Annotated in this window: 25 protein-coding genes and 1 riboswitch; of the genes, 12 read left to right on the forward strand and 13 right to left on the reverse strand. The window is 61.3% G+C overall.

All coding sequences use genetic code 11. The annotated features are described in order from the left end of the window. Nucleotides 1–97: 97 nt before the first annotated feature. A complete protein-coding gene (gene gltX / locus HCF10_RS21685) occupies nucleotides 98–1,579 on the reverse strand; it encodes a glutamate--tRNA ligase (protein WP_046068947.1) in 1,482 nt (493 codons plus the stop codon). 199 nt (nucleotides 1,580–1,778) lie between these two features. Further along, nucleotides 1,779–3,794, reverse strand: a complete 2,016-nt coding sequence (gene uvrB / locus HCF10_RS21690; RefSeq protein ID WP_131699742.1) for an excinuclease ABC subunit UvrB — start codon at nucleotides 3,792–3,794, stop codon at nucleotides 1,779–1,781. Nucleotides 3,795–4,136: 342 nt separating this feature from the next. Between uvrB and HCF10_RS21695 the strand changes: the two genes are divergently transcribed. After that, the gene (locus tag HCF10_RS21695; protein ID WP_167656367.1) at nucleotides 4,137–5,333 is read left to right on the forward strand and encodes an amino acid aminotransferase; all 1,197 of its coding nucleotides are present in this window, start codon (nucleotides 4,137–4,139) and stop codon (nucleotides 5,331–5,333) included. 111 nt (nucleotides 5,334–5,444) lie between these two features. Next, on the forward strand, nucleotides 5,445–5,654 hold the full coding sequence (locus HCF10_RS21700) for a hypothetical protein (RefSeq protein WP_074847327.1): 210 nt from the start codon (nucleotides 5,445–5,447) through the stop codon (nucleotides 5,652–5,654). A 6-nt stretch (nucleotides 5,655–5,660) separates the two neighbouring features. Here the strand turns inward: HCF10_RS21700 and ptrR are convergent, their stop codons facing one another. Further along, complete coding sequence (ptrR, locus tag HCF10_RS21705; RefSeq protein ID WP_167656368.1) at nucleotides 5,661–6,548, reverse strand: putrescine utilization regulator PtrR; 888 nt, start codon at nucleotides 6,546–6,548, stop codon at nucleotides 5,661–5,663. 103 nt (nucleotides 6,549–6,651) lie between these two features. Between ptrR and HCF10_RS21710 the strand changes: the two genes are divergently transcribed. From HCF10_RS21710 to HCF10_RS21720, 3 genes are all read left to right on the forward strand, one after another. Further along, entirely contained in the window at nucleotides 6,652–8,043 is a 1,392-nt protein-coding gene (locus HCF10_RS21710) for an aldehyde dehydrogenase family protein (RefSeq protein ID WP_167656369.1), read from the forward strand. A gap of 73 nt (nucleotides 8,044–8,116) precedes the next feature. Beyond that, nucleotides 8,117–9,559: an ATPase domain-containing protein gene (locus HCF10_RS21715; RefSeq protein WP_131699746.1), complete on the forward strand. Its 1,443-nt coding sequence runs from the start codon at nucleotides 8,117–8,119 to the stop codon at nucleotides 9,557–9,559. 23 nt (nucleotides 9,560–9,582) lie between these two features. Then, nucleotides 9,583–9,939 carry a response regulator gene (locus tag HCF10_RS21720; RefSeq protein WP_131699747.1) on the forward strand — a complete coding sequence of 119 codons (357 nt, stop codon included), beginning with the start codon at nucleotides 9,583–9,585 and terminating at the stop codon, nucleotides 9,937–9,939. 2 nt (nucleotides 9,940–9,941) lie between these two features. Here HCF10_RS21720 and HCF10_RS21725 read toward each other — a convergent pair whose 3' ends face one another. After that, nucleotides 9,942–10,247, reverse strand: a complete 306-nt coding sequence (locus HCF10_RS21725) for a protealysin inhibitor emfourin (RefSeq protein WP_131699748.1) — start codon at nucleotides 10,245–10,247, stop codon at nucleotides 9,942–9,944. A 14-nt stretch (nucleotides 10,248–10,261) separates the two neighbouring features. After that, the gene (locus HCF10_RS21730; RefSeq protein WP_131699749.1) at nucleotides 10,262–11,323 is read right to left on the reverse strand and encodes a M4 family metallopeptidase; all 1,062 of its coding nucleotides are present in this window, start codon (nucleotides 11,321–11,323) and stop codon (nucleotides 10,262–10,264) included. A gap of 129 nt (nucleotides 11,324–11,452) precedes the next feature. Between HCF10_RS21730 and HCF10_RS21735 the strand changes: the two genes are divergently transcribed. The 4 genes from HCF10_RS21735 (at nucleotide 11,453) to HCF10_RS21750 (ending at nucleotide 15,499) form a co-directional block, all read left to right on the forward strand. Then, nucleotides 11,453–12,382 (forward strand): DNA/RNA non-specific endonuclease, encoded by a 930-nt coding sequence (locus tag HCF10_RS21735; RefSeq protein ID WP_167656370.1) that lies wholly within the window; start codon nucleotides 11,453–11,455, stop codon nucleotides 12,380–12,382. A 36-nt stretch (nucleotides 12,383–12,418) separates the two neighbouring features. Further along, nucleotides 12,419–12,612, forward strand: a riboswitch (cobalamin riboswitch). Nucleotides 12,613–12,726: 114 nt separating this feature from the next. Next, the gene (locus tag HCF10_RS21740; protein WP_167656371.1) at nucleotides 12,727–13,737 is read left to right on the forward strand and encodes an ABC transporter substrate-binding protein; all 1,011 of its coding nucleotides are present in this window, start codon (nucleotides 12,727–12,729) and stop codon (nucleotides 13,735–13,737) included. Then, nucleotides 13,734–14,738, forward strand: coding sequence for a FecCD family ABC transporter permease (locus tag HCF10_RS21745; RefSeq protein WP_145336326.1), 1,005 nt, complete (start codon nucleotides 13,734–13,736; stop codon nucleotides 14,736–14,738). The genes HCF10_RS21740 and HCF10_RS21745 overlap by 4 nt, the downstream gene beginning before the upstream one ends. After that, nucleotides 14,735–15,499, forward strand: a complete 765-nt coding sequence (locus HCF10_RS21750; protein WP_167656372.1) for an ABC transporter ATP-binding protein — start codon at nucleotides 14,735–14,737, stop codon at nucleotides 15,497–15,499. The genes HCF10_RS21745 and HCF10_RS21750 overlap by 4 nt, the downstream gene beginning before the upstream one ends. Before the next feature lie 336 nt (nucleotides 15,500–15,835). Here HCF10_RS21750 and HCF10_RS21755 read toward each other — a convergent pair whose 3' ends face one another. From HCF10_RS21755 to HCF10_RS21780, 6 genes are all read right to left on the reverse strand, one after another. After that, a complete protein-coding gene (locus HCF10_RS21755; RefSeq protein WP_237683162.1) occupies nucleotides 15,836–16,042 on the reverse strand; it encodes a hypothetical protein in 207 nt (68 codons plus the stop codon). Nucleotides 16,043–16,117: 75 nt separating this feature from the next. After that, complete coding sequence (locus HCF10_RS21760) at nucleotides 16,118–16,570, reverse strand: GNAT family N-acetyltransferase (RefSeq protein ID WP_167656373.1); 453 nt, start codon at nucleotides 16,568–16,570, stop codon at nucleotides 16,118–16,120. Further along, on the reverse strand, nucleotides 16,567–16,731 hold the full coding sequence (locus tag HCF10_RS21765) for a hypothetical protein (protein WP_167656374.1): 165 nt from the start codon (nucleotides 16,729–16,731) through the stop codon (nucleotides 16,567–16,569). The genes HCF10_RS21760 and HCF10_RS21765 overlap by 4 nt, the downstream gene beginning before the upstream one ends. 91 nt (nucleotides 16,732–16,822) lie before the next feature. Then, the gene (locus HCF10_RS21770; protein WP_145336332.1) at nucleotides 16,823–17,746 is read right to left on the reverse strand and encodes an alpha/beta hydrolase fold domain-containing protein; all 924 of its coding nucleotides are present in this window, start codon (nucleotides 17,744–17,746) and stop codon (nucleotides 16,823–16,825) included. After that, on the reverse strand, nucleotides 17,746–18,186 hold the full coding sequence (tspO, locus tag HCF10_RS21775) for a tryptophan-rich sensory protein TspO (protein WP_131699756.1): 441 nt from the start codon (nucleotides 18,184–18,186) through the stop codon (nucleotides 17,746–17,748). Before tspO ends, HCF10_RS21770 begins: the two co-directional genes overlap by 1 nt. A 134-nt stretch (nucleotides 18,187–18,320) precedes the next feature. Further along, a complete protein-coding gene (locus HCF10_RS21780) occupies nucleotides 18,321–18,890 on the reverse strand; it encodes a nucleotidyltransferase family protein (RefSeq protein WP_167656375.1) in 570 nt (189 codons plus the stop codon). Between the two features lie 135 nt (nucleotides 18,891–19,025). Between HCF10_RS21780 and chrA the strand changes: the two genes are divergently transcribed. Together chrA and HCF10_RS21790 are read left to right on the forward strand one after the other, a co-directional pair. Continuing rightward, the gene (gene chrA / locus HCF10_RS21785) at nucleotides 19,026–20,234 is read left to right on the forward strand and encodes a chromate efflux transporter (protein WP_167656376.1); all 1,209 of its coding nucleotides are present in this window, start codon (nucleotides 19,026–19,028) and stop codon (nucleotides 20,232–20,234) included. Nucleotides 20,235–20,551: 317 nt separating this feature from the next. Continuing rightward, nucleotides 20,552–20,782, forward strand: coding sequence for a DUF6124 family protein (locus HCF10_RS21790; RefSeq protein WP_131699759.1), 231 nt, complete (start codon nucleotides 20,552–20,554; stop codon nucleotides 20,780–20,782). A 3-nt stretch (nucleotides 20,783–20,785) separates the two neighbouring features. Here the strand turns inward: HCF10_RS21790 and HCF10_RS21795 are convergent, their stop codons facing one another. Further along, nucleotides 20,786–21,019, reverse strand: coding sequence for a hypothetical protein (locus tag HCF10_RS21795; protein WP_131699760.1), 234 nt, complete (start codon nucleotides 21,017–21,019; stop codon nucleotides 20,786–20,788). A 187-nt stretch (nucleotides 21,020–21,206) separates the two neighbouring features. Next, the gene (locus HCF10_RS21800) at nucleotides 21,207–21,599 is read right to left on the reverse strand and encodes a VOC family protein (protein ID WP_131699761.1); all 393 of its coding nucleotides are present in this window, start codon (nucleotides 21,597–21,599) and stop codon (nucleotides 21,207–21,209) included. A 388-nt stretch (nucleotides 21,600–21,987) separates the two neighbouring features. Between HCF10_RS21800 and HCF10_RS21805 the strand changes: the two genes are divergently transcribed. After that, nucleotides 21,988–22,257 carry a hypothetical protein gene (locus HCF10_RS21805; RefSeq protein WP_167656377.1) on the forward strand — a complete coding sequence of 90 codons (270 nt, stop codon included), beginning with the start codon at nucleotides 21,988–21,990 and terminating at the stop codon, nucleotides 22,255–22,257. Nucleotides 22,258–22,436 lie beyond the last annotated feature (179 nt).

A 22,436-nucleotide genomic window follows, 5' to 3' on the forward strand; every position in this document is an offset into this window, starting at 1 on the left:
ATTTATTTTCAACATTTTCCAAAGTTTTTTGCCGGGATAACAATCACTTACCGACGAAACCCCGGAAAACCTGGGTTTCGTCGCTGCAACGGACTGTTTAAGCGATAGCGCCCAACAGCTTTTCCCACTCTTTGTTTTCTTTCTTCGATACACCACCAAGCAAATCAAGGGCTTGGCGCAGGCGGAAACGCGTCAGGTCCGGGCCAAGAATTTCCATCGCATCCAGCACAGAGACCGAACTGGCCTGCCCGGTGATCGCAGCAAACATCAGCGGCATGGCATCGCGCAATTTCAGCTCCAGGGATTCAACTACCGCCTGGATCGTCGCGGTGATCGCATCCTTCTCCCACTGGCGCAGGCTTTCCAGCTTCCACAGGATCAACTGCATCAGTTGGCGAACCTGGTCAGCCGAGAGCTTCTTGGATTCGAACAACTTGGCATCCGGGTTCACGCCACCGGCAAAGAAGAAGCTGGCCAACGGTGCGACCTGGCTGAACGTCTCCACCCTGCCCTGCACCAACGGCGCGATCTTCATCATGTATTCAGGGTTCAGCGCCCATTGCTGCACGCGGCTGGCGAATTCTTCCACCGGCAGATCACGCAGCCACTGGCCATTGAGCCACGACAGTTTCTCGATATCGAAGATAGGCCCGCCCAGCGATACGCGGGACAGGTCGAAGTTGTCGACCATTTCCTGCAGCGAGAACTTCTCGCGCTCGTCCGGCATCGACCAGCCCATGCGGCCCAGGTAGTTGAGCATCGCTTCCGGCATGAAGCCCATGCGCTCGTAGAACGTCACCGATGTGGGGTTCTTGCGCTTGGACAGCTTGCTCTTGTCCGGGTTACGCAGCAGTGGCATGTAGCACAGCTGCGGCTGTTCCCAACCGAAGTACTCGTAAAGCAGGATCAGTTTCGGCGCCGACGGCAGCCACTCTTCGCCGCGCAGCACGTGGGTGATGCCCATCAGGTGGTCGTCGACCACGTTGGCCAGGAAGTACGTCGGCAGGCCATCGGTCTTCATCAACACCTGCATGTCCATGCGGTCCCACGGGATCTCGACATCACCGCGCAGCATGTCCGGCACCACGCACACGCCTTCGCTCGGCACTTTCATGCGGATAACGTGAGGTTCACCGGCGGCCAGGCGGGCAGCCACTTCCTCTTTCGACAGCAGCAACGCGCGGCCATCGTAGCGCGGGGTTTCGCCACGGGCCTGTTGCTCGGCGCGCATCTGGTCGAGTTCTTCAGCGGTGCAGAAGCATGGGAACGCATGGCCCATGTCGACCAGTTGCTGGGTGTACTGCTTGTAGATGTCGCTGCGCTCGCTCTGGCGATACGGGCCGTGCGGACCGCCGACGTCCGGGCCTTCGGCCCAGGTGATGCCCAACCAGCGCAAAGCATCGAAAATCTGCTGTTCCGACTCGCGGGTGGAGCGCAGTTGATCGGTGTCTTCGATCCGCAGGATGAATTCACCGCCGTGCTGCTTGGCAAAGCAGTAGTTGAACAAGGCGATGTAGGCAGTGCCGACGTGGGGATCCCCAGTAGGCGATGGCGCGATGCGCGTGCGGACGGTGGTCATGGCAGGTCTCGAATGGGCGATGTAACTGAAATTGAAACAAGGGGCGAATGGTAACAGCCTGGGTGATTTCTGGAAAACCGAGGGCAGCCATCGGGGGCAAGTCGAATCGTCGCACCGCCCCTCCCACATTTGACGGTGTTCGCCAATCAAAGTGTGGGAGGGGGCTTGCCCCCGATGAGGCCGGTCAAGTCACCGCCAATCAAACCGCCAGCAGGCGCTCACGCAACTTGCCAATTTCATCGCGGGTCTGCGCCGCCGCCTCAAACTCCAGATCCCGCGCCAGCTGATACATCTTCTCTTCCAACTGGCGAATCCGCTTGGTGATCTCACTCGGCGAGCGCAGTTCGTTCTCGTACTTGGCGCTTTCCTCGGCAGCCTTGGCCATGCCCTTGCGCTTCTTGCTGCGCGAGCCCGGCACGGTGGCGCCTTCCATGATGTCGGCAACGTCCTTGAACACGCCTTTAGGCGTAATGCCGTTTTCCAGGTTGAAGGCAATTTGCTTGTCGCGACGGCGTTGCGTCTCGCCAATCGCCCGTTCCATGGAGCCGGTGATGCGATCCGCGTAGAGAATCGCCCGGCCATTGAGGTTTCGGGCTGCGCGGCCGATGGTCTGGATCAGCGAGCGTTCGGAGCGCAGGAACCCCTCCTTGTCCGCATCGAGGATCGCTACCAGCGACACTTCCGGCATGTCCAGGCCTTCGCGCAGCAGGTTGATGCCCACCAGCACATCAAAGGTGCCCAGGCGCAAGTCGCGGATGATTTCCACGCGCTCCACGGTGTCGATGTCCGAGTGCAGGTAGCGCACCCGCACGCCGTGGTCGGCGAGGTAGTCGGTCAAGTCTTCGGACATGCGCTTGGTCAGTGTGGTGACCAGCACCCGCTCCTCCAGGGCCACACGCTTATGGATCTCCGACAACAGGTCATCAACCTGGGTCAGCGCCGGGCGAATTTCGATTTCCGGATCGACCAGACCGGTCGGCCGCACCAGTTGCTCGATCACACGGCCGGCATGCTCGGCCTCGTAGTTGCCCGGCGTGGCCGACACAAAGATGGTCTGCGGGCTGATGGCTTCCCACTCGTCGAAGCGCATCGGCCGGTTGTCCAGCGCCGAAGGCAGACGGAAGCCGTACTCCACCAGGGTTTCCTTACGCGAGCGGTCGCCCTTATACATGGCGCCCACTTGCGGCACGCTGACGTGGGATTCGTCGATCACCAGCAGTGCGTCGTCGGGCAGGTAGTCGTAGAGGGTCGGCGGCGGCGCGCCGGAGTCACGGCCCGAGAGGTAGCGCGAGTAGTTTTCGATGCCGTTGCAGTAGCCCAGCTCGAGAATCATCTCCAGGTCAAAGCGCGTGCGCTGCTCCAGGCGCTGGGCCTCCACCAGCTTGTTGTTGGCGCGCAGGTACTCCAGGCGCTCGGCCAGCTCGACCTTGATGCCCTCGATGGCGCCCATCAGGGTTTCGCGCGGGGTCACATAGTGGCTTTTCGGATAGAAGGTGAAACGCGGCAGCTTGCGGATCACCTCGCCGGTCAACGGGTCGAAGGCCGACAGGCTCTCGACTTCATCGTCAAACAGCTCGATGCGGATCGCCTCCAGGTCGGATTCGGCCGGGTAGATGTCGATCACATCGCCACGCACGCGGAAGGTGGCGCGGGCAAAATCCATGTCGTTGCGCGTGTACTGCAGGCTGGTCAGGCGGCGCAGCAGCTCGCGCTGGTCGAGTTTGTCGCCGCGGTCGACGTGCAGCACCATCTTCAAATAGGTTTCCGGGCTGCCCAGGCCATAGATGCACGACACCGTGGTGACGATGATCGCGTCCTTGCGCTCCAGCAATGCCTTGGTCGCCGACAGCCGCATCTGCTCGATATGGTCGTTGATCGACGCATCCTTCTCGATAAAGGTATCGGAGGACGGCACATACGCTTCGGGCTGGTAGTAGTCGTAGTAAGAAACGAAGTACTCCACCGCGTTGTTCGGGAAGAACGCCTTGAACTCGCCATACAACTGCGCGGCCAGGGTCTTGTTCGGGGCCAACACCAGCGTGGGGCGGTTGATCTGCGCAATCACGTTGGCGATGCTGAACGTCTTGCCCGAACCGGTCACCCCGAGCAGCGTCTGGTGCGCCAGGCCGGCCTCGATGCCTTCGACCATCTGGCGAATGGCCTCGGGCTGGTCGCCGGCAGGTTCAAAGCGGGTGACTAGTTGGAAATCCGACATAACGTACCTCTTGAAGTCACCCCAGACTGTAAACCCGTCGGGGACGAAAAAGACCACAACCCGCGAAGTTTCAGAGCGGGTCGTAGGAAAAAACCATGATAGCTGTAGAAGTGGTGGCGAATGTGACGGGTTTCAAGGCAATCGTCCCGCCTGCCGTCATTGACCAATGTTGCAATAAGACTAACGGTCGGCAAATAAACCGAAAAACTTGGCCGAAAAGCCGTTTCGGTTGTCGCCCTCAGCCGTGATGGCCTCTATACTAGCTCCCCGTTTGTGCACCGCTCTAGTGCATTCGGCTGGAGCGCGACACGTCCCTCCCTTCCCCCATAGAGCCGCCGCAAAATGAGCCTGTTCTCCGCTGTCGAAATGGCACCACGCGATCCAATCCTGGGCCTCAACGAAGCATTCAACGCCGACACACGAACCACCAAGGTCAACCTTGGCGTGGGCGTTTATTGCAACGAGGAGGGGAAGATTCCACTCTTGCGTGCCGTTGCCGAAGCGGAAGCCATTCGCGTGGCGCAACACGCCGCCCGTGGCTACTTGCCGATCGACGGCATCGCGGCCTACGACAAGGCCGTGCAAACCCTGCTGTTCGGCACCGAATCGCCCCTGCTCGAAGCTGGCCGCGTCGTGACCGTGCAGGCCGTTGGCGGCACCGGCGCCCTGAAGATCGGTGCTGACTTCCTCAAGCAGCTGCTGCCCGACGCCGTCGTCGCCATCAGCGACCCAAGCTGGGAAAACCACCGCGCCCTGTTCGAAACCGCGGGCTTCCCGGTGCAGAACTACCGCTACTACGACGCCGCCACCCACGACGTGAACCGCGCCGGCCTGCTCGAAGACCTCAACGCCCTGCCGCCCCAGTCCATCGTGGTGCTGCACGCCTGCTGCCATAACCCGACCGGCGTCGACCTGAGCCCGGCCGACTGGCAACAAGTACTGGACGTGGTCAAGGCCAGGAACCTGGTGCCGTTCCTCGACATGGCCTACCAGGGCTTTGGCGACGGTATCCACGAAGACGCCGCAGCCGTGCGCCTGTTCGCCGAATCGGGCCTGACCTTCTTTGTCTCCAGCTCGTTCTCCAAGTCGTTCTCCCTGTACGGCGAGCGTGTGGGCGCACTGTCCATCGTCGGCGACTCCAAGGAAGAAAGTGCGCGCATCCTGTCCCAGGTCAAGCGCGTGATCCGCACCAACTACTCCAACCCGCCAACCCATGGCGCAGCGATTGTTGCCGCAGTGCTGAACAGCCCTGAGCTGCGCGCCCAGTGGGAAGCCGAGCTGGCCGAGATGCGCCTGCGCATCCGTGGCATGCGTGAACAGATGGTTGCCGAGCTGGCCAAGGCTGCTCCTGGCCACGACTTCAGCTTCGTCGGTCGCCAGCGTGGGATGTTCTCCTACTCCGGCCTGACCGTTGAGCAAGTCACCCGCCTGCGCAGCGAGTTTGGTATCTACGCGCTGGATACCGGGCGTATCTGTGTGGCGGCCTTGAACCAGTCGAACATTGCTGCGGTAACAAAGGCGATTGTTCAGGTTCTATAAGCCTGACGGCGTTATACGAAGGGAAGCCGTGGCTTCCCTTTTTAATGCCTGTCGGAAAAGCCCCTGCTCCCCTAGACTGAGCAGCGATTGCCCTTTTGTTATGAGAGCCCTATGAAAAACGACGACCTGAACCTGCACGCCGACCCCGACGACCAGGAGCACTTCACCCCGCGCGCGCCACAAGCCAAGCGCCAGAAAAGCCTGGTGCTGCAAGTGGCGTTGGGTGTGTTCCTGGGCGGCCTGGCGTTGTGGCTGGTGCAGTTGGGCGCGACCGCGATCATGGCCAAATTGGCCATGGGCACCTTCCAGTTCGGCGGCTGATAGAGATCAAAATGTGGGAGCCGCGGAGTTTTGAAGAGCGCGCTCCTCCAGTAGCTTGACGAAGCTGTTCAAACTCTGCGACACCGTGCCACGGCGCCAGATCAGCCAGGTATGCAAGGTGCGAAAACTGTCCGTCAGCGGCCACACGCTCACCGTGGTAAACCCCGGCATGCTTTCGAGCATGCTGCGTGGCATCAGCGCCAGGCCGGCCCCGGCGCTGACGCAGGCGAGCATGCCGTGGTAGGACTCCATCTCGAAGATCCTCCCCGGCACCGCGCCGTCCTGTGCGAACCAGCGCTCGAAATGGTGCCGGTAGGAACAGTTGGAGCGAAAGGTGTAAATGCTCTCCCCGTTCACATCCTGCCCTCGCGTGATCGGCGCGTGGTGCAGCGGCGCAATCACCACCATCTCCTCTTCAAACACTGCCACGCCTTCCAGGGTGGCATGCAACACCGGCCCATCGACAAACGCCGCCGCCAGCCGCCCCGACAGCACGCCCTCGATCATCGTGCCCGATGGCCCGGTGCTCAGGTCCAGTTCGACCTTGGTGTGCTTCTGGTTGTATGCCGCGAGCAACGCCGGGATCCGCACCGCCGCCGTGCTTTCCAGTGAACCGAGGGCAAACGCGCCCTGGGGCTCCTCCCCCGCCACCGTCGCGCGGGCCTCCTGGACCAGGTCGAGAATACGCCGCGCATAGCCGAGAAAATTCCACCCGGCGGGCGACAGCCGCAGGCGACTCTTCTCGCGGATAAACAACTCCACGCCCAAATCCTGCTCCAGTTGCTTGATGCGCGTGGTCAGGTTCGACGGCACCCGATGAATCAACTGCGCGGCGGCGCTGATGCTGCCTTGCTCGGCAACGGCCTTGAAGATTTCCAGCTGCACCAGATCCAAATCATTCTCCAATCGTGAATGTATTGCTTAATATTATTCAGTTTCCAGAAAACATGCATCCCCGTAGGCTGACCCCATTCCACTCCTTCAGCCGGACGGTGCCATGAACGCTATTTCTCCCCAGACCCACGCCCTGTCGATCAACCCCGCCACCGGCGAAACCGTCGGCAGCTACCCCTACGAAACCGCCGCGCAGCTGGATGCCGCCCTCGACCGTGCTACCGCAGCCTTCCGCACCTGGCGCCGCCAGCCGGTCAGCCAGCGTGCCGAATTGCTGCTGGCCCTGGCCAGCGCCCTGCGCGATCAAGCCGAAGAGATGGCGCAGATGATCACCCTGGAAATGGGCAAGCCCATCACCCAGGCCCGTGCCGAAATCGAAAAATGCGCCCAGCTCAGCGAGTGGTACGCCGCCCACGGCCCGGCCATGCTGGCCCCGGAACCCACTCTGGTGGACAACGGCAGCGCCCAGATCGAATACCGCCCGCTGGGCCCGATCCTCGCCGTGATGCCGTGGAACTTCCCGGTGTGGCAAGTGCTGCGCGGCGCCGTGCCGACCCTGCTCGCCGGCAACACCTACGTGCTCAAACACGCCCCGAACGTGATGGGCAGCGCCTACCTGATGAAAGCGGCGTTGCAGAAAGCCGGTTTCGCTGAAGGCCTGTTCGAAGTCATCAACGTGACCCAGGACGGCGTATCCAAGGCCATCGCCGACCCGCGCATCGCCGCCGTCACCCTCACCGGCAGCGTACGCGCCGGCATGGCCATCGGTTCCCAGGCCGGCGCCGCGCTGAAAAAATGCGTGCTGGAACTGGGTGGCTCCGACCCGTTTATCGTGCTCAACGACGCCGACCTCGACGCCGCCGTGCAGGCCGCCGTGATCGGTCGTTTCCAGAACAGTGGCCAGGTCTGCGCCGCCGCCAAGCGCCTGATCATCGAAGCCGGTGTGGTGGACGCCTTCACCGTCAAGTTCGTCGAAGCCAGCCGCGCGCTGGTGATGGGCGACCCTACCTCGGCCAGCACCTACGTCGGCCCGATGGCACGCTTCGACCTGCGCGACGAGCTGCACGGCCAGGTCCAGGCCACCCTGGAAGAAGGCGCCACCCTGCTGCTGGGTGGCCACAAAGTCGCCGGCGCCGCCAACTACTATGAGCCGACCGTACTGGCCGACGTCACCGACCAGATGACCTCATTCAAACAGGAACTGTTTGGCCCCGTGGCCTCGATCATCACCGCTCGCGACGCCGACCATGCCGTAGCCCTGGCCAATGACAGCGAGTTCGGCCTCACCGCCAGCATCTTCACCACCGACCCGGCCAAGGCCCGCAACATCGCCAACCAGTTGGAAACCGGCGGGATCTTCGTCAACGCGTTCAGCGTGTCCGACCCTCGGGTGGCGTTTGGCGGCGTGAAGAAGAGCGGGTTTGGGCGCGAGTTGTCGCATTTTGGCGTACGCGAATTCTGCAATGCACAGACCGTGTGGCTGGATCGCAAGTAGCAGCAGTGAACAAATGGCGTTAGCATTCTGTCCACTCGGCTTAACAGCATGTTTTTAGGGTCAGGATCGCACTGTGGAAAAGCTAAATCGCCTTCAAAGCGGAATCGAAGGGCTGGACGCTCTGCTCAAGGGCGGGCTGGTGTCTGGGGCGTCCTATATCATTCAGGGCCGCCCCGGCTCAGGTAAAACCATCCTTGCCAACCAGCTGGGGTTTCATCACGCGCGTAATGGCGGCCGAGTCCTGGTTGCCACGCTGTTGGCGGAATCCCACGACCGCCTTTTCCAGTTCCTCTCTACCCTGAGCTTTTTTGACGCCTCCCGTGTGGGCGCAGAAATCCAGTTTGTCAGCGCCTTCGACACCTTGGAAAACGAAGGCCTCGACGAAGTGGTCAAGCTGCTCAGGCGTGAGATCAGCAGGCAGAGGGCCACCGTCATGGTGGTGGACGGCTTGTTGAACGCGCGTTCCAAGGCCGACTCGCCGATCGACACGAAAAAATTCATTTCCGAACTGCAAGGGCATGCCGCCTTCGCCGGTTGCACGGTGCTGTTCCTCACCAGCTCACGCCTGGATGACGGCAGCCCCGAGCACACCATGGTCGATGGCGTGATCGAAATGGGCGAGGAACTGTTCGGCACCCGTTCTGTGCGCCGTATCCAGTTGCGCAAGACCCGCGGCAGCGGCGCGCTCACCGGCCTGCACGAGTGTGAAATCAACGACGACGGCCTGGTGGTGTATCCGCGCCTGGAAAGCCTCTATGGCCGGCCGTCCGCGCCCGACAGTGCCGACCTGACGCGCATCGCCAGCGGTATCGACTCGTTGGACGGCATCCTCGGCGGTGGGCTGCACAGTTCCAGCGTGACCCTGGTCATGGGGCCGTCGGGCATTGGCAAGACCACCCTGGGCCTCAAGTTCCTCTCGGAATCGACGGTAGACGCTCCCGGCCTGCACTTCGGCTTCTACGAAAGCCCTCAGCGCCTGCGGCTCAAAGGCCAATCCCTGGGCATCGATATCCAGGAGATGGAAGACAGTGGCGCACTGACCATCGCCTGGCAGCCCACCACCGAAGGCCTGCTGGACGGGCTGGGTGCGCGATTGCTGCGCCTGGTCGAGGAAAAGGGCATCAAGCGCCTGTTCATCGACAGCTTGAGCGGCATGACCCGCGTCTCCAACAACCCGGCGCGGATCACCGATTTCTACAGCGCACTGATGAACGAACTGCGCGCCAGGGGCGTCACGGTGTTTGCCACGTGGGAGATGCATGATCTGTTCGGAGCGGAGGTCACTTCACCCGCATCTGAACTGTCGAGCATTGCCGACAACCTCATGCTTATGCGTTTCTTCGAGATTCAGTCTGAACTTAGAAGGACGCTTTCCATTCTTAAGGTCAGAGACAGCTTTTATGACCCCTCATTATTGGAGGTGGTGATCCGTGACCAAGCCGTTGACTTAAGAAAGGTCTCAAGAAATGCCCCCTCAGTTGCATCCAATTCAGCGCTGCCTGGTTCAGCTTTTTAAGTCTTTGGGTAGGTTGAATTGACATGGCCACCATCCTGGTCGTCGATGACGAGTACTTGATCGCCGATATCCTTGCCTATGCACTGGAAGATGAGGGGTTCATGGTCGTCACAGCTGGCAATGGGAAAAAGGCGCTGGAGGTGCTGGAGCGAGAACGGCCGTCGCTGATCATCACCGATTTCATGATGCCGGTGATGGACGGTGAGGAGTTCGCCGAAACGGTGCGCGCGCTGCCGACCGTCAAGCACCTGCCGATTATCCTGATCAGCGGCGCGCAGGCCCATATCGGCATGCAGCGCTCGGACCTGTTCGATGCGGTGCTGGACAAGCCGTTCAACATCGACAAGATCATTACCAAGGTGAAGGAACTGCTGGGGTGACCTCAACTGCGGATATGCCGGCGCACACACTGCACCAGCCCATCCAGCGCCTGCGACTTCACCGGCGCGAGCACGCACACCGTATGTTCCTGCTGGCCTTCCTTCACGGTCAGGGTGTAGTGCACCTGGCCCGGATCTCCGGGCTCTGGCGTGGTGCTCTGCGGCAACTGAAAGAAGTTTGAAGCCTCGATCAGCTGCCGCAACTCTTGCTGGTCCGGCTCGGGCAACGTGTTCAACTCCACCGTACGAGGCTTGGCCAAACCCGGAAAAAACGCCGGCCCGCCGTTTTCCTTGATCGAAATTTGCATGGTTGTTCCTCACGTCAGACGTTAATGCCAACCGCTTTCCAGCCCTCCTTGACCGCCTTGTGCTCCTCCTTGTTCGCGCCGTAGAGACGGCCGGCGATATCGTAGGTTATACGCGCGAAACGCAAAAAACCCGAGTTCGGCCGCAACCGCGCATCGCGCAGCGCGTCATACCAGATGCGCCCAGCGCGCTCCCAGGCAAACCCACCTATCTTCGTCGCCACTTGATAGAACGCATGGTTGGGAATGCCGGAATTGATATGCACCCCGCCATTGTCCTCGTAGGTCTGGACAAAATCATCCATATGCCCTGGCTGGGGGTCCTTGCCCAGCAGCTTGTCATCGAACGCCGTACCCGGGGCCTTCATCGAACGCAGAGCGGTGCCTTTGATCTTCTTGGTGAACAGCCCTTTGCCGATCAACCAGTCGGCGTCCTGGGCCGTTTGCTTCAACGCATACTGTTTGATCAGTGAGCCGAACACGTCCGACAGCGACTCGTTCAAGGCACCGGACTGATTGAAATACATCAGCTTGGCTTCGTCCTCGGTGACGCCATGGGCCAATTCATGGCCAATCACATCGAGGGCCACCGTGAAGCGATTGAATAACTGGTCATCGCCATCACCAAACACCATCTGGGTCGAGTTCCAGAACGCATTGTTATAGTTCTGGCCAAAGTGCACGGTGGCATCCAGCGCCATGCCGGCGTCGTCGATGGAGTTGCGGTCGAACACCTCTTCGAAAAAATCGAACGTGGCGCCCAAGCCGTCATAGGCTTCGTCCACGGCGGCGTCGCCACTGGCGGGCTGGCCTTCACCGCGGATCAGCTTGCCCGGCAGGCTGTCGGTGCCTTCGGCGCTGTAGATCGAGCGCCGTTTGCCGGCGCCCATCACCAGGGCCATGTGGGCCGGCCCCTTGGCGGGCACTGCGACCATGCGCAGCGAACGGAACGTGCTGTCCTTGGCGCGGGTGCGCAGCGCGATGTCGCGCTGGGCCTTATCACCGTGACGCGCGATCTGGTCGAGCATATACGGCGGAATCAGGCAGAAAATCGGGTTGCGGTGGTGGCGATCACACATTGGCTGGCTCCCTGTTGGCATATGGTGTAGCTCCGGTAACCGTTTGAGGATAGCCCCCCAGCGTTACCCCGTGTCATCAATTGTCATCAATCCATGTTGCAGTCGTGTTTATCCAAGGAGGACTTACCCATGCCAGCCCGCAAAGCCAAAATCGACCTTTCGCACCGCCCACGACTCGCCGATCTGCGCCCGTTGATCGCGACCACCCCCACGCTGATGGAGGCCCGGGCGGCGACGCCCCGTGTCACCGCCGCCAAGGATCTACAGGACCGGCGCGGCTATGCAGCAGACTTTCTCAGCAGCTTCGTGGTGCCCTGGCCCACCGCCGATGAGGCATTGGCAGATGACGTAGAACCGCTGCGGCTGGACTACACGCATTTCTCGGTGACGATGTCCCGTTCCCGACGACTGGCGCTCTACGTGGGGGTCAATATCGACGGCGGGCAGCATGTGGAGATAATCCGCAGCAACGACACCTGGGCCTACGATGGTCGCCTGCCGATCAGCGCGCAGGTGGGTGAAGCGCTTTACACCAACAATGGCCTGGATCGCGGCCACCTGGTACGGCGCCAGGACCCCAACTGGGGCGACGAGGCGAAAACGGCCAACCTCGACACCTTCCACTTCACCAACTGCTCGCCGCAGATGAGCGGGTTCAACCAGAAGACCTGGCTGGAACTGGAAGACTACATCCTCAATAACACGCAACGCTGGAAAGCCCGGGCAACGGTGTTCAGCGGCCCGGTGTTCGCCGACGATGACCGCGTCTACCGAGGTATCAAAATCCCCAAGGCGTTCTGGAAAGTGGTGGCCTACCTCAGCGATGACGGCAAACCCTCTGCCAGTGCCTATATGATCGACCAAAGCCGCGAACTGGGTCAGCTCGACCTGATGTTCGGCCAGGTCAGGACCTACCAGCGGAGCGTGATCCAGATCGAACAATTGACCGGCATCCGCTTCGCCAACCTGGCGGACTACGACGGCTTCAGCAACGAAGAGCGCGCCACAGGCACGCGAATTGAAGCGCTGATCCGGGGCCCCGAGGATATTCGTCTCTGACTGGGCGCCCCTCGGGCTGTATCGTCTCGCCCTAATCAACTACCATACCGCGCCGGTTCCCGAACGGGACTAATAGGGAATCCGAAGCGCGGTATGCCGCGTCAATCGGAACTGCCCCCGCAACTGTAGATGCCGAGCCTGCTCCCCACTGCCACTGGACCGCGTCCGGGAAGGCCGGAGCGTGGCGATGACGCATCAGTCAGGAGACCTGCCGGCCCAGTAATCACTAACCGGCGGGGTGTCCGGGAAGGACATCCTTGCCTGCCCGTTCGGCAGCGTTCGAGGGCGTATTTCCGAACCGTACCTCCCCTGTTTCCACGTACGGTTCTCACGGAGATTGCCTCATGCTGCCACGCGTTACCGCCCTGATCAGCGGCCTGGGTTTCTGCGCCCTGGCCCACGCCGCCCCCACTCAATACCCGCTGACCCTGGAAAACTGCGGCAGCACCCTCACCTTCCAGCAGGCGCCCGCGCGCAGCGTGACCATCGGCCAGGCCGCCACCGAAATGCTCTATGCCCTGGGCGTAGGCGACCGCGTGGTCGGCACCTCGCTGTGGTTCAACAGCGTGTTGCCGCAGTTCAAGGCACAGAACGACAGCATCGAGCGCCTGGCCAACAACGAGCCCAGCTTTGAAGCGGTGATCGCCAAGCGCCCGCAACTGGTGGCCGCCGAGCTGGAATGGGTCGTGGGCCCGCAAGGCGTGGTCGGTACCCGCGAGCAGTTTCACGAACTGAAGATCCCCACCTACCTGCTGCCCTCCGACTGCGAAGGCAAGGACAACCTGGTGGGCGCCGACGGCACGCGATTGGAGCCGTTCCGTATCGAGACGATCTACAAGAGCATCAGCCAACTGGCGCAGATTTTCGACGTACAGGATCGCGGCCAACACCTGAACGACGCGCTCAAGGCGCGCCTGGCCAAATCCGTGGCCACCGTGCAGAGCAAAGGCCTCAAGCAGGCGAGCGCGCTGGTGTGGTTTTCCAGCGCCGAAATGGCCAGCGACCCGTACGTGGCCGGCCACAAGGGCATTCCCGAATTCATGCTCGAAACCCTCGGCCTGCACAACGTGGTGCAGTCCGATGAAGAATGGCCCGCCGTCGGCTGGGAAACCATCGCCAAGGCCAACCCGACCTTCCTGGTGATCGCCCGCATGGACCGACGCCGCTACCCCGCCGACGACCATGAAAAGAAACTCGCCTTCCTGCGCAGCGACCCGGTCACGCGCAACATGGACGCGGTAAAAAACAACCGCATCATCATCCTCGACGCCCTGGCGCTGCAGGCCAGCATCCGCACGTTCGATGGCCTGGAACAACTGGCCACGGCCATCGACGGCTACGACCTGCCGAAATGATCCGGACCTTACTCGCCCTGGCGCTATTGCTGATCGCCGTGCTCGCCGGCGTGGCCATCGGCGAAACCGCCATCTCGCCCCAGGTGGTGCTGCAGGTGCTCGCCAACAAACTGTGGGCGGCCGGTTACGTGCTGGACCCGATCGATGAAGGCGTGGTGTGGAACTACCGCCTCACCCGCACCCTGGTTGCCGCCGCCTGCGGGGCCGGGCTGGCGACCTGTGGGGTGATTTTGCAGTCGTTGCTGCGCAACCCATTGGCTGATCCGTACCTGCTGGGCATCAGCGCCGGGGCTTCGACCGGCGCGGTGTTGGTGGCGTTGATGGGCGTGGGCGGCGGGCTGGTTTCACTGTCGGCCGGCGCCTTTGTCGGCGCGATGGCGGCGTTTGCGCTGGTGATCCTGCTCGCACGGGCCAGTGGCTCATCCAGCGGCACCGGGCAGATCATCCTCGCGGGCATCGCCGGGTCGCAGCTGTTCAATGCGCTCACCGCATTCCTGATCACCAAGTCGGCCAGCTCCGAACAGGCGCGCGGCATCATGTTCTGGCTGCTGGGCAACCTCAGCGGCGTGCGCTGGCCGTCGGTGTGGCTGGCGGTGCCGGTGGCGGTCACCGGCCTGGCGGTGTGCCTGTGGCATCGTCGTGCGTTGGATGCGTTTACCTTCGGCAGCGACTCGGCGGCGTCCCTGGGCATCCCCGTGCGCCGCGTGCAGTTTGTGCTGGTGGGGTGCGCGGCGCTGGTGACGGCGGTGATGGTGTCGATTGTGGGCTCCATCGGCTTTGTCGGCCTGGTGATCCCCCACGCGGTGCGCCTGCTGCTCGGCACCGGGCATTCGCGCCTGCTGCCCGCCAGTGCGCTGGGCGGGGCGTTATTTTTGATTGCGGCCGATGTGTTGTCGCGCACCTTGATCAAGGGCCAGGTGATTCCGGTCGGCGTGGTAACGGCACTGGTCGGCGCGCCGGTGTTTGCACTGATCCTGATTGGCAGGAGGAATGCGCGATGAGCGTACTGAGTTGCACCGGCGTGGGCTTCAAGGTGCGTGAGGCGGAGTTGCTGCGCGATATCCACCTGGAGGTTCAGTTGGGTGAAACCCTGGGGATCGTCGGACCGAACGGCTCCGGCAAATCCACCCTGCTCAAACTGCTCGCCGGCTTGCGCACACCGGCCAGCGGCGACGTGCGCCTGGGCGGCCACCGCCTGGGTGACCTGTCCCGCCGTGCCATCGCACAACAGTTGGCGGTGGTGGAACAACAGGCCGACACCGACGACGCCATCCGCGTGTTCGACGCCGTCGCGCTGGGCCGTACACCCTGGCTGTCGGCGCTGAGCCCGTGGTCCGGCGAAGACGACGCCATCGTGCGCCAGGCCCTGCATGATGTGGACGCCGCCCACCTGAGCCACCGCGCCTGGCGCAGCCTCTCCGGCGGCGAGCGCCAACGCGTACACATCGCCCGCGCCCTGGCGCAACGGCCGCAGATCCTGTTACTGGATGAGCCGACCAATCACCTGGACATCCAGCATCAACTGGCGATATTGAAAGGCGTGCAAGGATTGCCGGTGACCACCCTCATCGCCCTGCATGATCTGAATCAAGCGTTGACCTGTGATCGCCTGGCCGTGCTGGATCGTGGGCGCCTGGTAGCGCTGGGCACGCCACTGGACGTGCTGACGCCGGAGCGCTTGCAGGAGACATTCGGGGTGCAGGCGCATTACCTGACGGACCCGTTTGATGGGGCGCAGATACTGCGGTTGCGGTCTAACTGAACACGCCGAGCTCCTAATGTGGGAGGGGCGGTGCGACGATTCGACTTGCCCCCGATGGCGGTGTGCCAGTCGACATTTGCATCAACTGACAGACTGCTATCGGGCATAGGTATCTAGACACCGTTGGCTCAACGCTGAACGCCCGGCAGGTAGGGCTGTTGTGGCGAGCGGGCTTGTCCCGCGTTGGGCTGCGTAGCAGCCCCAAAACCAGTCTATACAGAGTGTCTGATACACCGCGTTCTTCTTGACTGGGGCTGCTACGCAGTCCAACGCGGGACAAGCCCGCTCGCCACAGGGAGATTTGTCAGTGTCTGAAAGTTGTGGAGATACCTAGGGCTATCGGCCCCCCTCCCACATTGGATCTAAATTGAGCAACAGCACGCTCTGCCCAACCTGCGCATCTTTCATCTCTATGCGGTCAGGAAAACCTGGGTGACGGTCGACTCGGTAACGCTTGATCCCACGCGCGGCAAGCTCATCGTCGGGCAAACCAAACACACTGAGAAATGGATCGGGAGCAAGGCCCGTAATGCGAAAGTTCATGGAGGGCGCCTCTTAGGAGAGCCCTATGAGACGAGCACCTGGACAGCGGTGGCTATCCGATTCTTGCGGGGATATTCACGGGCGGCTGGCTCGCTCGTAGCAAAGGTAGTCGTTGGAACCTGTGCCCACACAGACAAACCCGGCGCGCCCATACATCAGCCGGGCAGGGTTATCGGAACGTACACTCAACCGCAACTTCAGGAAGTCATTCTGCCCAGCCGCCGCCGCGTAAGCGTTCAGCAACGTTCGACCGATCCCCTGGCGTCGGTAAGCTTCACTGACGTTGATCGTACAAAGCTCGGCAAACCCCTCCTCTGCCGTCCACAGCGAATAACCGGCGAACTGCCCGTCCAGCATCGCAATCGTCAACCGTTCGAAGTTATCGACCCAGCGCGTGAGGTGGCGCTCCAACTGGAGCCGCCAGGCTGCTTCGTGGTCAGGCTCCCAGCGCCGGATGTAATCCTGCTCTCCCCGATAGATCGACGGCAGATCGGTCACCGTCGCCGGCCTCAACGTCAGCGCGTTCATTCCCGCAACTCACACACAGCACTGCCCTTCATACCGGAGGCATGCACGCTCACATGGCGCACGGAAAAACCGGGCTTTTCGACGAGTTTCCTCTCTTCCCACGCCCCACCACTGGCAACCTGATAACCAATGGCGCCGTCCGCTTGCCAGGTCAGGCGCAAGGTGTATACGCCGCGTTGGTCGGGTGTCCGATGGAAGATCGTGGGGATGGCACTCGATTTGGAAAATAAGCGCCGCCTGCCTGGGGAGAACTCACTTTTCTCCCTCGACGTGCTTCGTTATCCACTTGCGGCTGCAAGCAAGCACGCCATCGGCCATCGCCACCGGAAAATGAATAAACCCATGGGCCGACTCCGGCAACAGGTGTACTTCCGCCCTGGGCCACCGCTCTGCAATCAACAGCGTGTCATCCTTGAGCGGGTCCAACTCCCCCACAAACATCAACGCCGGGGGCAGCCCTTCAAAGTCACCATACAACGGCGACAACGGCGGCTGCCGGCGCTCATCATCACTCAGCCCCGGCGTGAGCATGCGCAACGCCTCCACCATCCCCGGCCCATCCAAAAGCAACGTCTCCGGCCCGGCAGCGCGTACGCTCGGTGTACCGGCCAGATCATAAACGCCGTAGTACAACACCGCGCCGCTTATACGTTTGAGCAGTTCAGGCCATTGCTTGAGGGCCAGCAACGTCGCCGCCGCCAGATGCCCACCGGCCGATTCACCGACGACGATGACCGGCAGGCCGGCAAACTCATCGGCACTGAGCAACCAACGCGCAGCGGCCAAACAATCCGCCATCAGCCCCTCGACCGGCGTGTCGACCGCCAACCGATAATCCACCGACACCACCACCACGTCGCATGCGCGCACCATGCCCAGGTTGAGGTCGTCGTCCATCTGCGCATTGCCGATCACCCAGCCGCCGCCGTGGATATCCAGCACCACGCCCTTGGGCTTGCCGCTTGGCCGCAGGATGCGCACGGGGACGTTGTCGACAACCCTGCTTTCAGCCGGTGTGGAGCGCTTGAGCGTTTGACTGACTCGCAGCAGCGCCTGGATCAACCGCGGCGTGATCCGGTTGCGGATCTTGAAGCGCGGCAGCCAGGCGAGCTTCTGATTGAAGCGGCGCATCTGGGCCAGTTCCGCCTCGCTGGCGGGCCAAGGTTGGTGGGCCATCAGCGGTTATTGCGCAGGATCGAGAAATTCAACGCCGCCGCCACACACAGCCACGCCAGGTACGGGAACAGGATCAAGCCGGTGATCAGGTCCAGGCGCACGGCCAATACCACCATGGCGGCGACGGTGATCCACAGCAGCACGATGATCACCATCCCGGCGAGCACACGATGCGCGCCGAAAAACACCGGTGTCCACAAGGTATTCAGTGCAATTTGCGCGGCCCACAGCGCCAGCACCATTTGGCTGCCGGGGATCAGGCTCAAGCGATAACCGGCCCAGGCCAGCAGCAGGTAAATGATCGTCCACGCGACCGGAAACAGCCAATTGGGCGGAGTGAAGCTGGGTTTAACCAGGGATTCGTACCAGGCGCCGGGCTTGAAAATAATGCCGGTACTGGCAGCGGCGGCGCAGGCTAGCAGGAAGATAAAGAAAGTCATCGTCTGTCCTTGGCGGAAGTGGTTTGAATCTTGGACGTGCAGCACCCACGTAAAAGTTCAGCGTAAATCAACGGTAGGGGCGAGCTTGTTCGCGAAAATTACCAACGATAACGCAGCGCCCCCAGCCAAAGCATTCAGGCGTCCCCACCCCCAACAATCCTCAGCCAAGGCCACCGAGCCTGATAACTGCGCGCCTTCTGCTCAAACAACGCCTGCTCCGGATGCAACGGGTTAATCCGCAAAATCCCCTGCTCCACATCGTCCAACCCATACGGCGCATACACCTCGCCCGTGGCAATCTCCAAGCCGATGCACGTACCGGCCACCAGATAACGATCGACCCCGTCGCGGGCCGAACGCAACTGCGGATAAGGCCGCCCAAAGCGCTGACCGTACCAAAGGTGCACCCGCGCCTGGTTCTTGACCTCGACATTGACACCCAGGTCTTTGAACAGCTCGTCCGCCGCACGAATCACCGCGTCTTCCGCCTCGTAGGACACGTCAGTATCGAAGTAAAAAACGTCGTAGTCCTTCACGCCCTGATCGGCAGGCAGACTCGCCTGATGGTTCCATACCGCCTGGAACAGGCAACCCGCCGTGAGCATGCACTGGTCCACCCCGAGGTCAGGCAGGCGCGCAGTGATTTCGGCGTTAATGGGGTTGGCCATGGCCAGTTCGAGCAGGGTTTCGACAGTCAATGTCATGCTGGCTCCTTCGTCATCGGTACGGTCCTGGGGAGCAACGGTACAACATTGAGCGCTGTCGCTGGCGCCTCTTCTTCACGTCATCAAAATTCGCTAAGGTGCCTCGATGCCCTGCCCTCATCGAGACCGACCACCTTGGCCCACTCCCCCGCTGATCGCCGCGAAAATCCCTGGTCGGTGTTCCTGATTTTCCTGCGCCTGGGCCTTACCTCCTTTGGCGGTCCGATTGCGCACCTGGGTTATTTCCGCGAGGAATTCGTGACACGGCGGCGCTGGCTGAGCGAACGCAGTTACGCGGATCTGGTCGCGCTGTGCCAATTTCTGCCCGGCCCGGCCAGTAGCCAGGTGGGCATCGCGCTCGGCCTGTCACGCGCCGGCTATGGCGGCGCGTTGGCGGCGTGGCTCGGGTTTACCTTGCCGTCCGCCGTGGTGCTGATTTTGTTGGCGCTGGGCATCGCCCGGCACAGCACCGCCATCCCGTCCGGCGCGCTGCATGGCCTTAAAGTCGTGGCCGTCGCCGTGGTCGCCCAGGCCGTGTGGGGCATGGCGCGCAACCTGTGCACCGACGCCCCGCGCGTGGCCGTGATGCTCCTCGCCGCCTGCTTGGCCCTGCTGCAAACGTCGGCGTGGGGCCAGGTCGGCGTGATCCTCGTCGCGGGCGTAGCCGGTCTGCTGCTATTCAAACCCACATCGCCTGCAGCGCACGACGCCCTGCCCGTGACCATCAGCCGTCGCGCCGGGACGATATGGCTGTCGCTGTTTGTGCTGTTGCTCGCGGGCCTGCCGATCCTCGCCCAGTTGATGCCCAACCCAGTCCTGACCGTGACCGACGCCTTCTACCGCACCGGCTCGCTGGTATTCGGCGGCGGCCACGTGGTGCTGCCCTTGCTGCAAGCCGAAGTCGTGCCCCGCCAATGGGTGAGCAATGACGTGTTCCTCGCCGGTTACGGCGCCGCCCAAGCCATGCCCGGCCCGTTGTTCACCTTCGCCGCCTTCCTCGGTGCCTCGATGGCCCAAGCCCCAAGTGGCTGGATCGGCGGCCTGCTCTGCCTGCTGGCGATCTTCGTGCCATCGTTTTTATTGGTGATGGGCGCACTGCCTTTCTGGGAAGGCCTGCGCCGCAGCCCGCGCACCCAAGCCGCCCTGGCGGGCGTGAATGCAGCGGTCGTCGGCCTGTTGCTGGCGGCGCTGTACCAACCGGTGTGGACCAGCGCCATCTTCACCGCCCAGGACTTCGCCCTGGCACTGATTGGCCTGGTGGCGCTGATGGTGTGGAAACTGCCACCGTGGCTGGTGGTTGTAGGAAGCGGCGCGGCGGGATGGTTATTAAGTCTTACGGTGTGAGCCGCGCAGCCACCGTGCCTTGCTCCCTTGCCTACGCTTGCGTCAGAATCCGCCGGCTTGTGCGCTGAGGTGGCCGTCTCTAAGGTGGCTCGGTCGCCGAATCTCTCGGTGATCGGGTTTAGTAGCCCACGGTTTAACCTAACAAGTGCACAAGCTTCATCTGTCAGACGTGCCTGTCTGTGCTCGATGGTGGCTGTGCGTAGGGCGCCCTCGGGCGCGCCGGTTTTGTTAGGTTCCACCGGTCTACTAACCTGCGTACAGCTACCGCCTTATCGTTTAGTAGCGATCAGGTAGTGGCCCAAGCAAGGAACTTAACAATGCCTACAGATTCAAGCGCTCTCTTCAGCGTCGCTCCCGACGCCAGCAACGAAACCCTCATCACCAACAGCTACGAAACCTTCGCCTCAGTCAGCACGCTGCTGCTCGACTTGTCCGAAGACCTGTCCGGCAAACACCGCGACATCGCCCTCGCTATCCACCAACTGAGCGAGCTGGGCGTACTCCTCACTGCCAAATTGCTCGACCGCGAAGCGCCCTGCTCCGGTTAATGCCTAGCCCTTCAATTCACTGGAACGATTACTCGCCGCGTCGTCATAGGCCACATACAACGACTCGGCGATTTGGCTCTTGATGGCTTTGGTGGATTCCAGACCGAGCACAAAACCTTCAGCCTTGCCGCCAGCACGGTTGAGTTCTTCATGGGTGGCGGCGCCGGTGATGGCGTCGAGGAGCTTGGCGGCGTGAGGGCCCACGCCTTTGGGGAGGGAGATTTGGTCGATGGTCATTGGGATGCCTTAAAAACTGAGGAACGGCAGCGCATAGAACCGCTCCCGGGGAGGTATGGTAGACCGGTACGGACGCAAAAGGGCCGATTTCATCCCTAATTCACTTTCCGTCTGCATTAGTGGGTAACCGTGCGCCGCCACAAAGTTGCAAATAAATCCATCCCTTTTTGCAGATCCTACACGTGACCTACTCCGGATCGTGGCAACAGACGCAAAGCTTATTTCCTTCAGGGTCTCGAAAGTACGCGCCATAAAAATTCGGGTGGTATTCGGGTCGCAGGCCGGGAGCGCCTTCGCATGTTCCACCCAATGCCAACGCCAAGGCATGGGCGTTGTCTACGGTCTGCCGATTAGGTGCCAGCAGAGCAATCATTTGCCCATGTCCTGGCGTCGCAGATTCGCCGCCGAACGGTTTGCCCACCACGAAAAGAGGGCGTTCAGTCTCCGGGTGTTTCCAGCCAGCCCATGGGCGTTCAAGTTCAGTGAACTTGAGATCAAGTCCGAGGATCTGCATGAGCCCTTGGTAAAACACAAGCGCTCGACTGAAGTCATTCACTCCGATGAATACATGCGAAATCATTTTTTTGTCCTAAGTAGAGACAGTCTTCTCGCACCATACCAAGAATTTTCAGGTTGTTTTCAACTCCGAGCCTGAAACAGACCCCGTCGGTTGTGGAAGCTGTGTTTTACACGCCTATTCTTCTCACTTATTGCTTGAGCTGCTGTCATCGGTAGAGTTTGAAAAGCGTTACACATCGAGCTTGGAGACTGGCTAGAAAACCCAGGCCGATTCAGATTTCACGTAGCAACGTGCAAAAGAGGTGTTTTCACCCATCAGTATTCGAGCGCTTCGGGCAAACCGACTTTTTCAACACAATCGGCCAGAAGCGGGCATTCGATTTCGCTATTCATCAATCTCCCGAGCGTGCGAAATTACCAGCCCTTCAATTTCTCTCAAAGGCAGGCTCATGATCTCCACCCTGGCAGTCTCGGATATTTTAGGTCCATGGAGTGGGGATGCCTCTACAGGACTAATTCAGCGTTGCAGGGAGGCATGGGACACACCTCTAGAGAGTTTGAATGATCTTATGGTCGCTACTTTTTTGAATCAGAACATCGCGACCAAACACCTGCTCATCGAGGCGAAGCGCCGCATGAAAGACCAGGAACGAGATGAAACCGAGTACTTCGACGGCCAGCTTCTCGAAGCTATCGAGCGCTTGCAATCCGGGGAGTAATTCATCCCGACGGTTTGTTGCGTTCGACACGGACTATCTATATTGGGTCGCATTCTGTCTCACGCGACTGGCAGAGAACGGCCAAAAGGAGTCGTTCGAATATGTTAGGGAATCAGAGGCGTTTCCGAGCGCCATAGCAGTTGCCCAAATGTCATCACCCTGTCCAAGCATCCAGCGTG

This window comes from Pseudomonas sp. B14(2022) (assembly GCF_012030485.1).
Taxonomy (GTDB): Bacteria; Pseudomonadota; Gammaproteobacteria; order Pseudomonadales; family Pseudomonadaceae; genus Aquipseudomonas.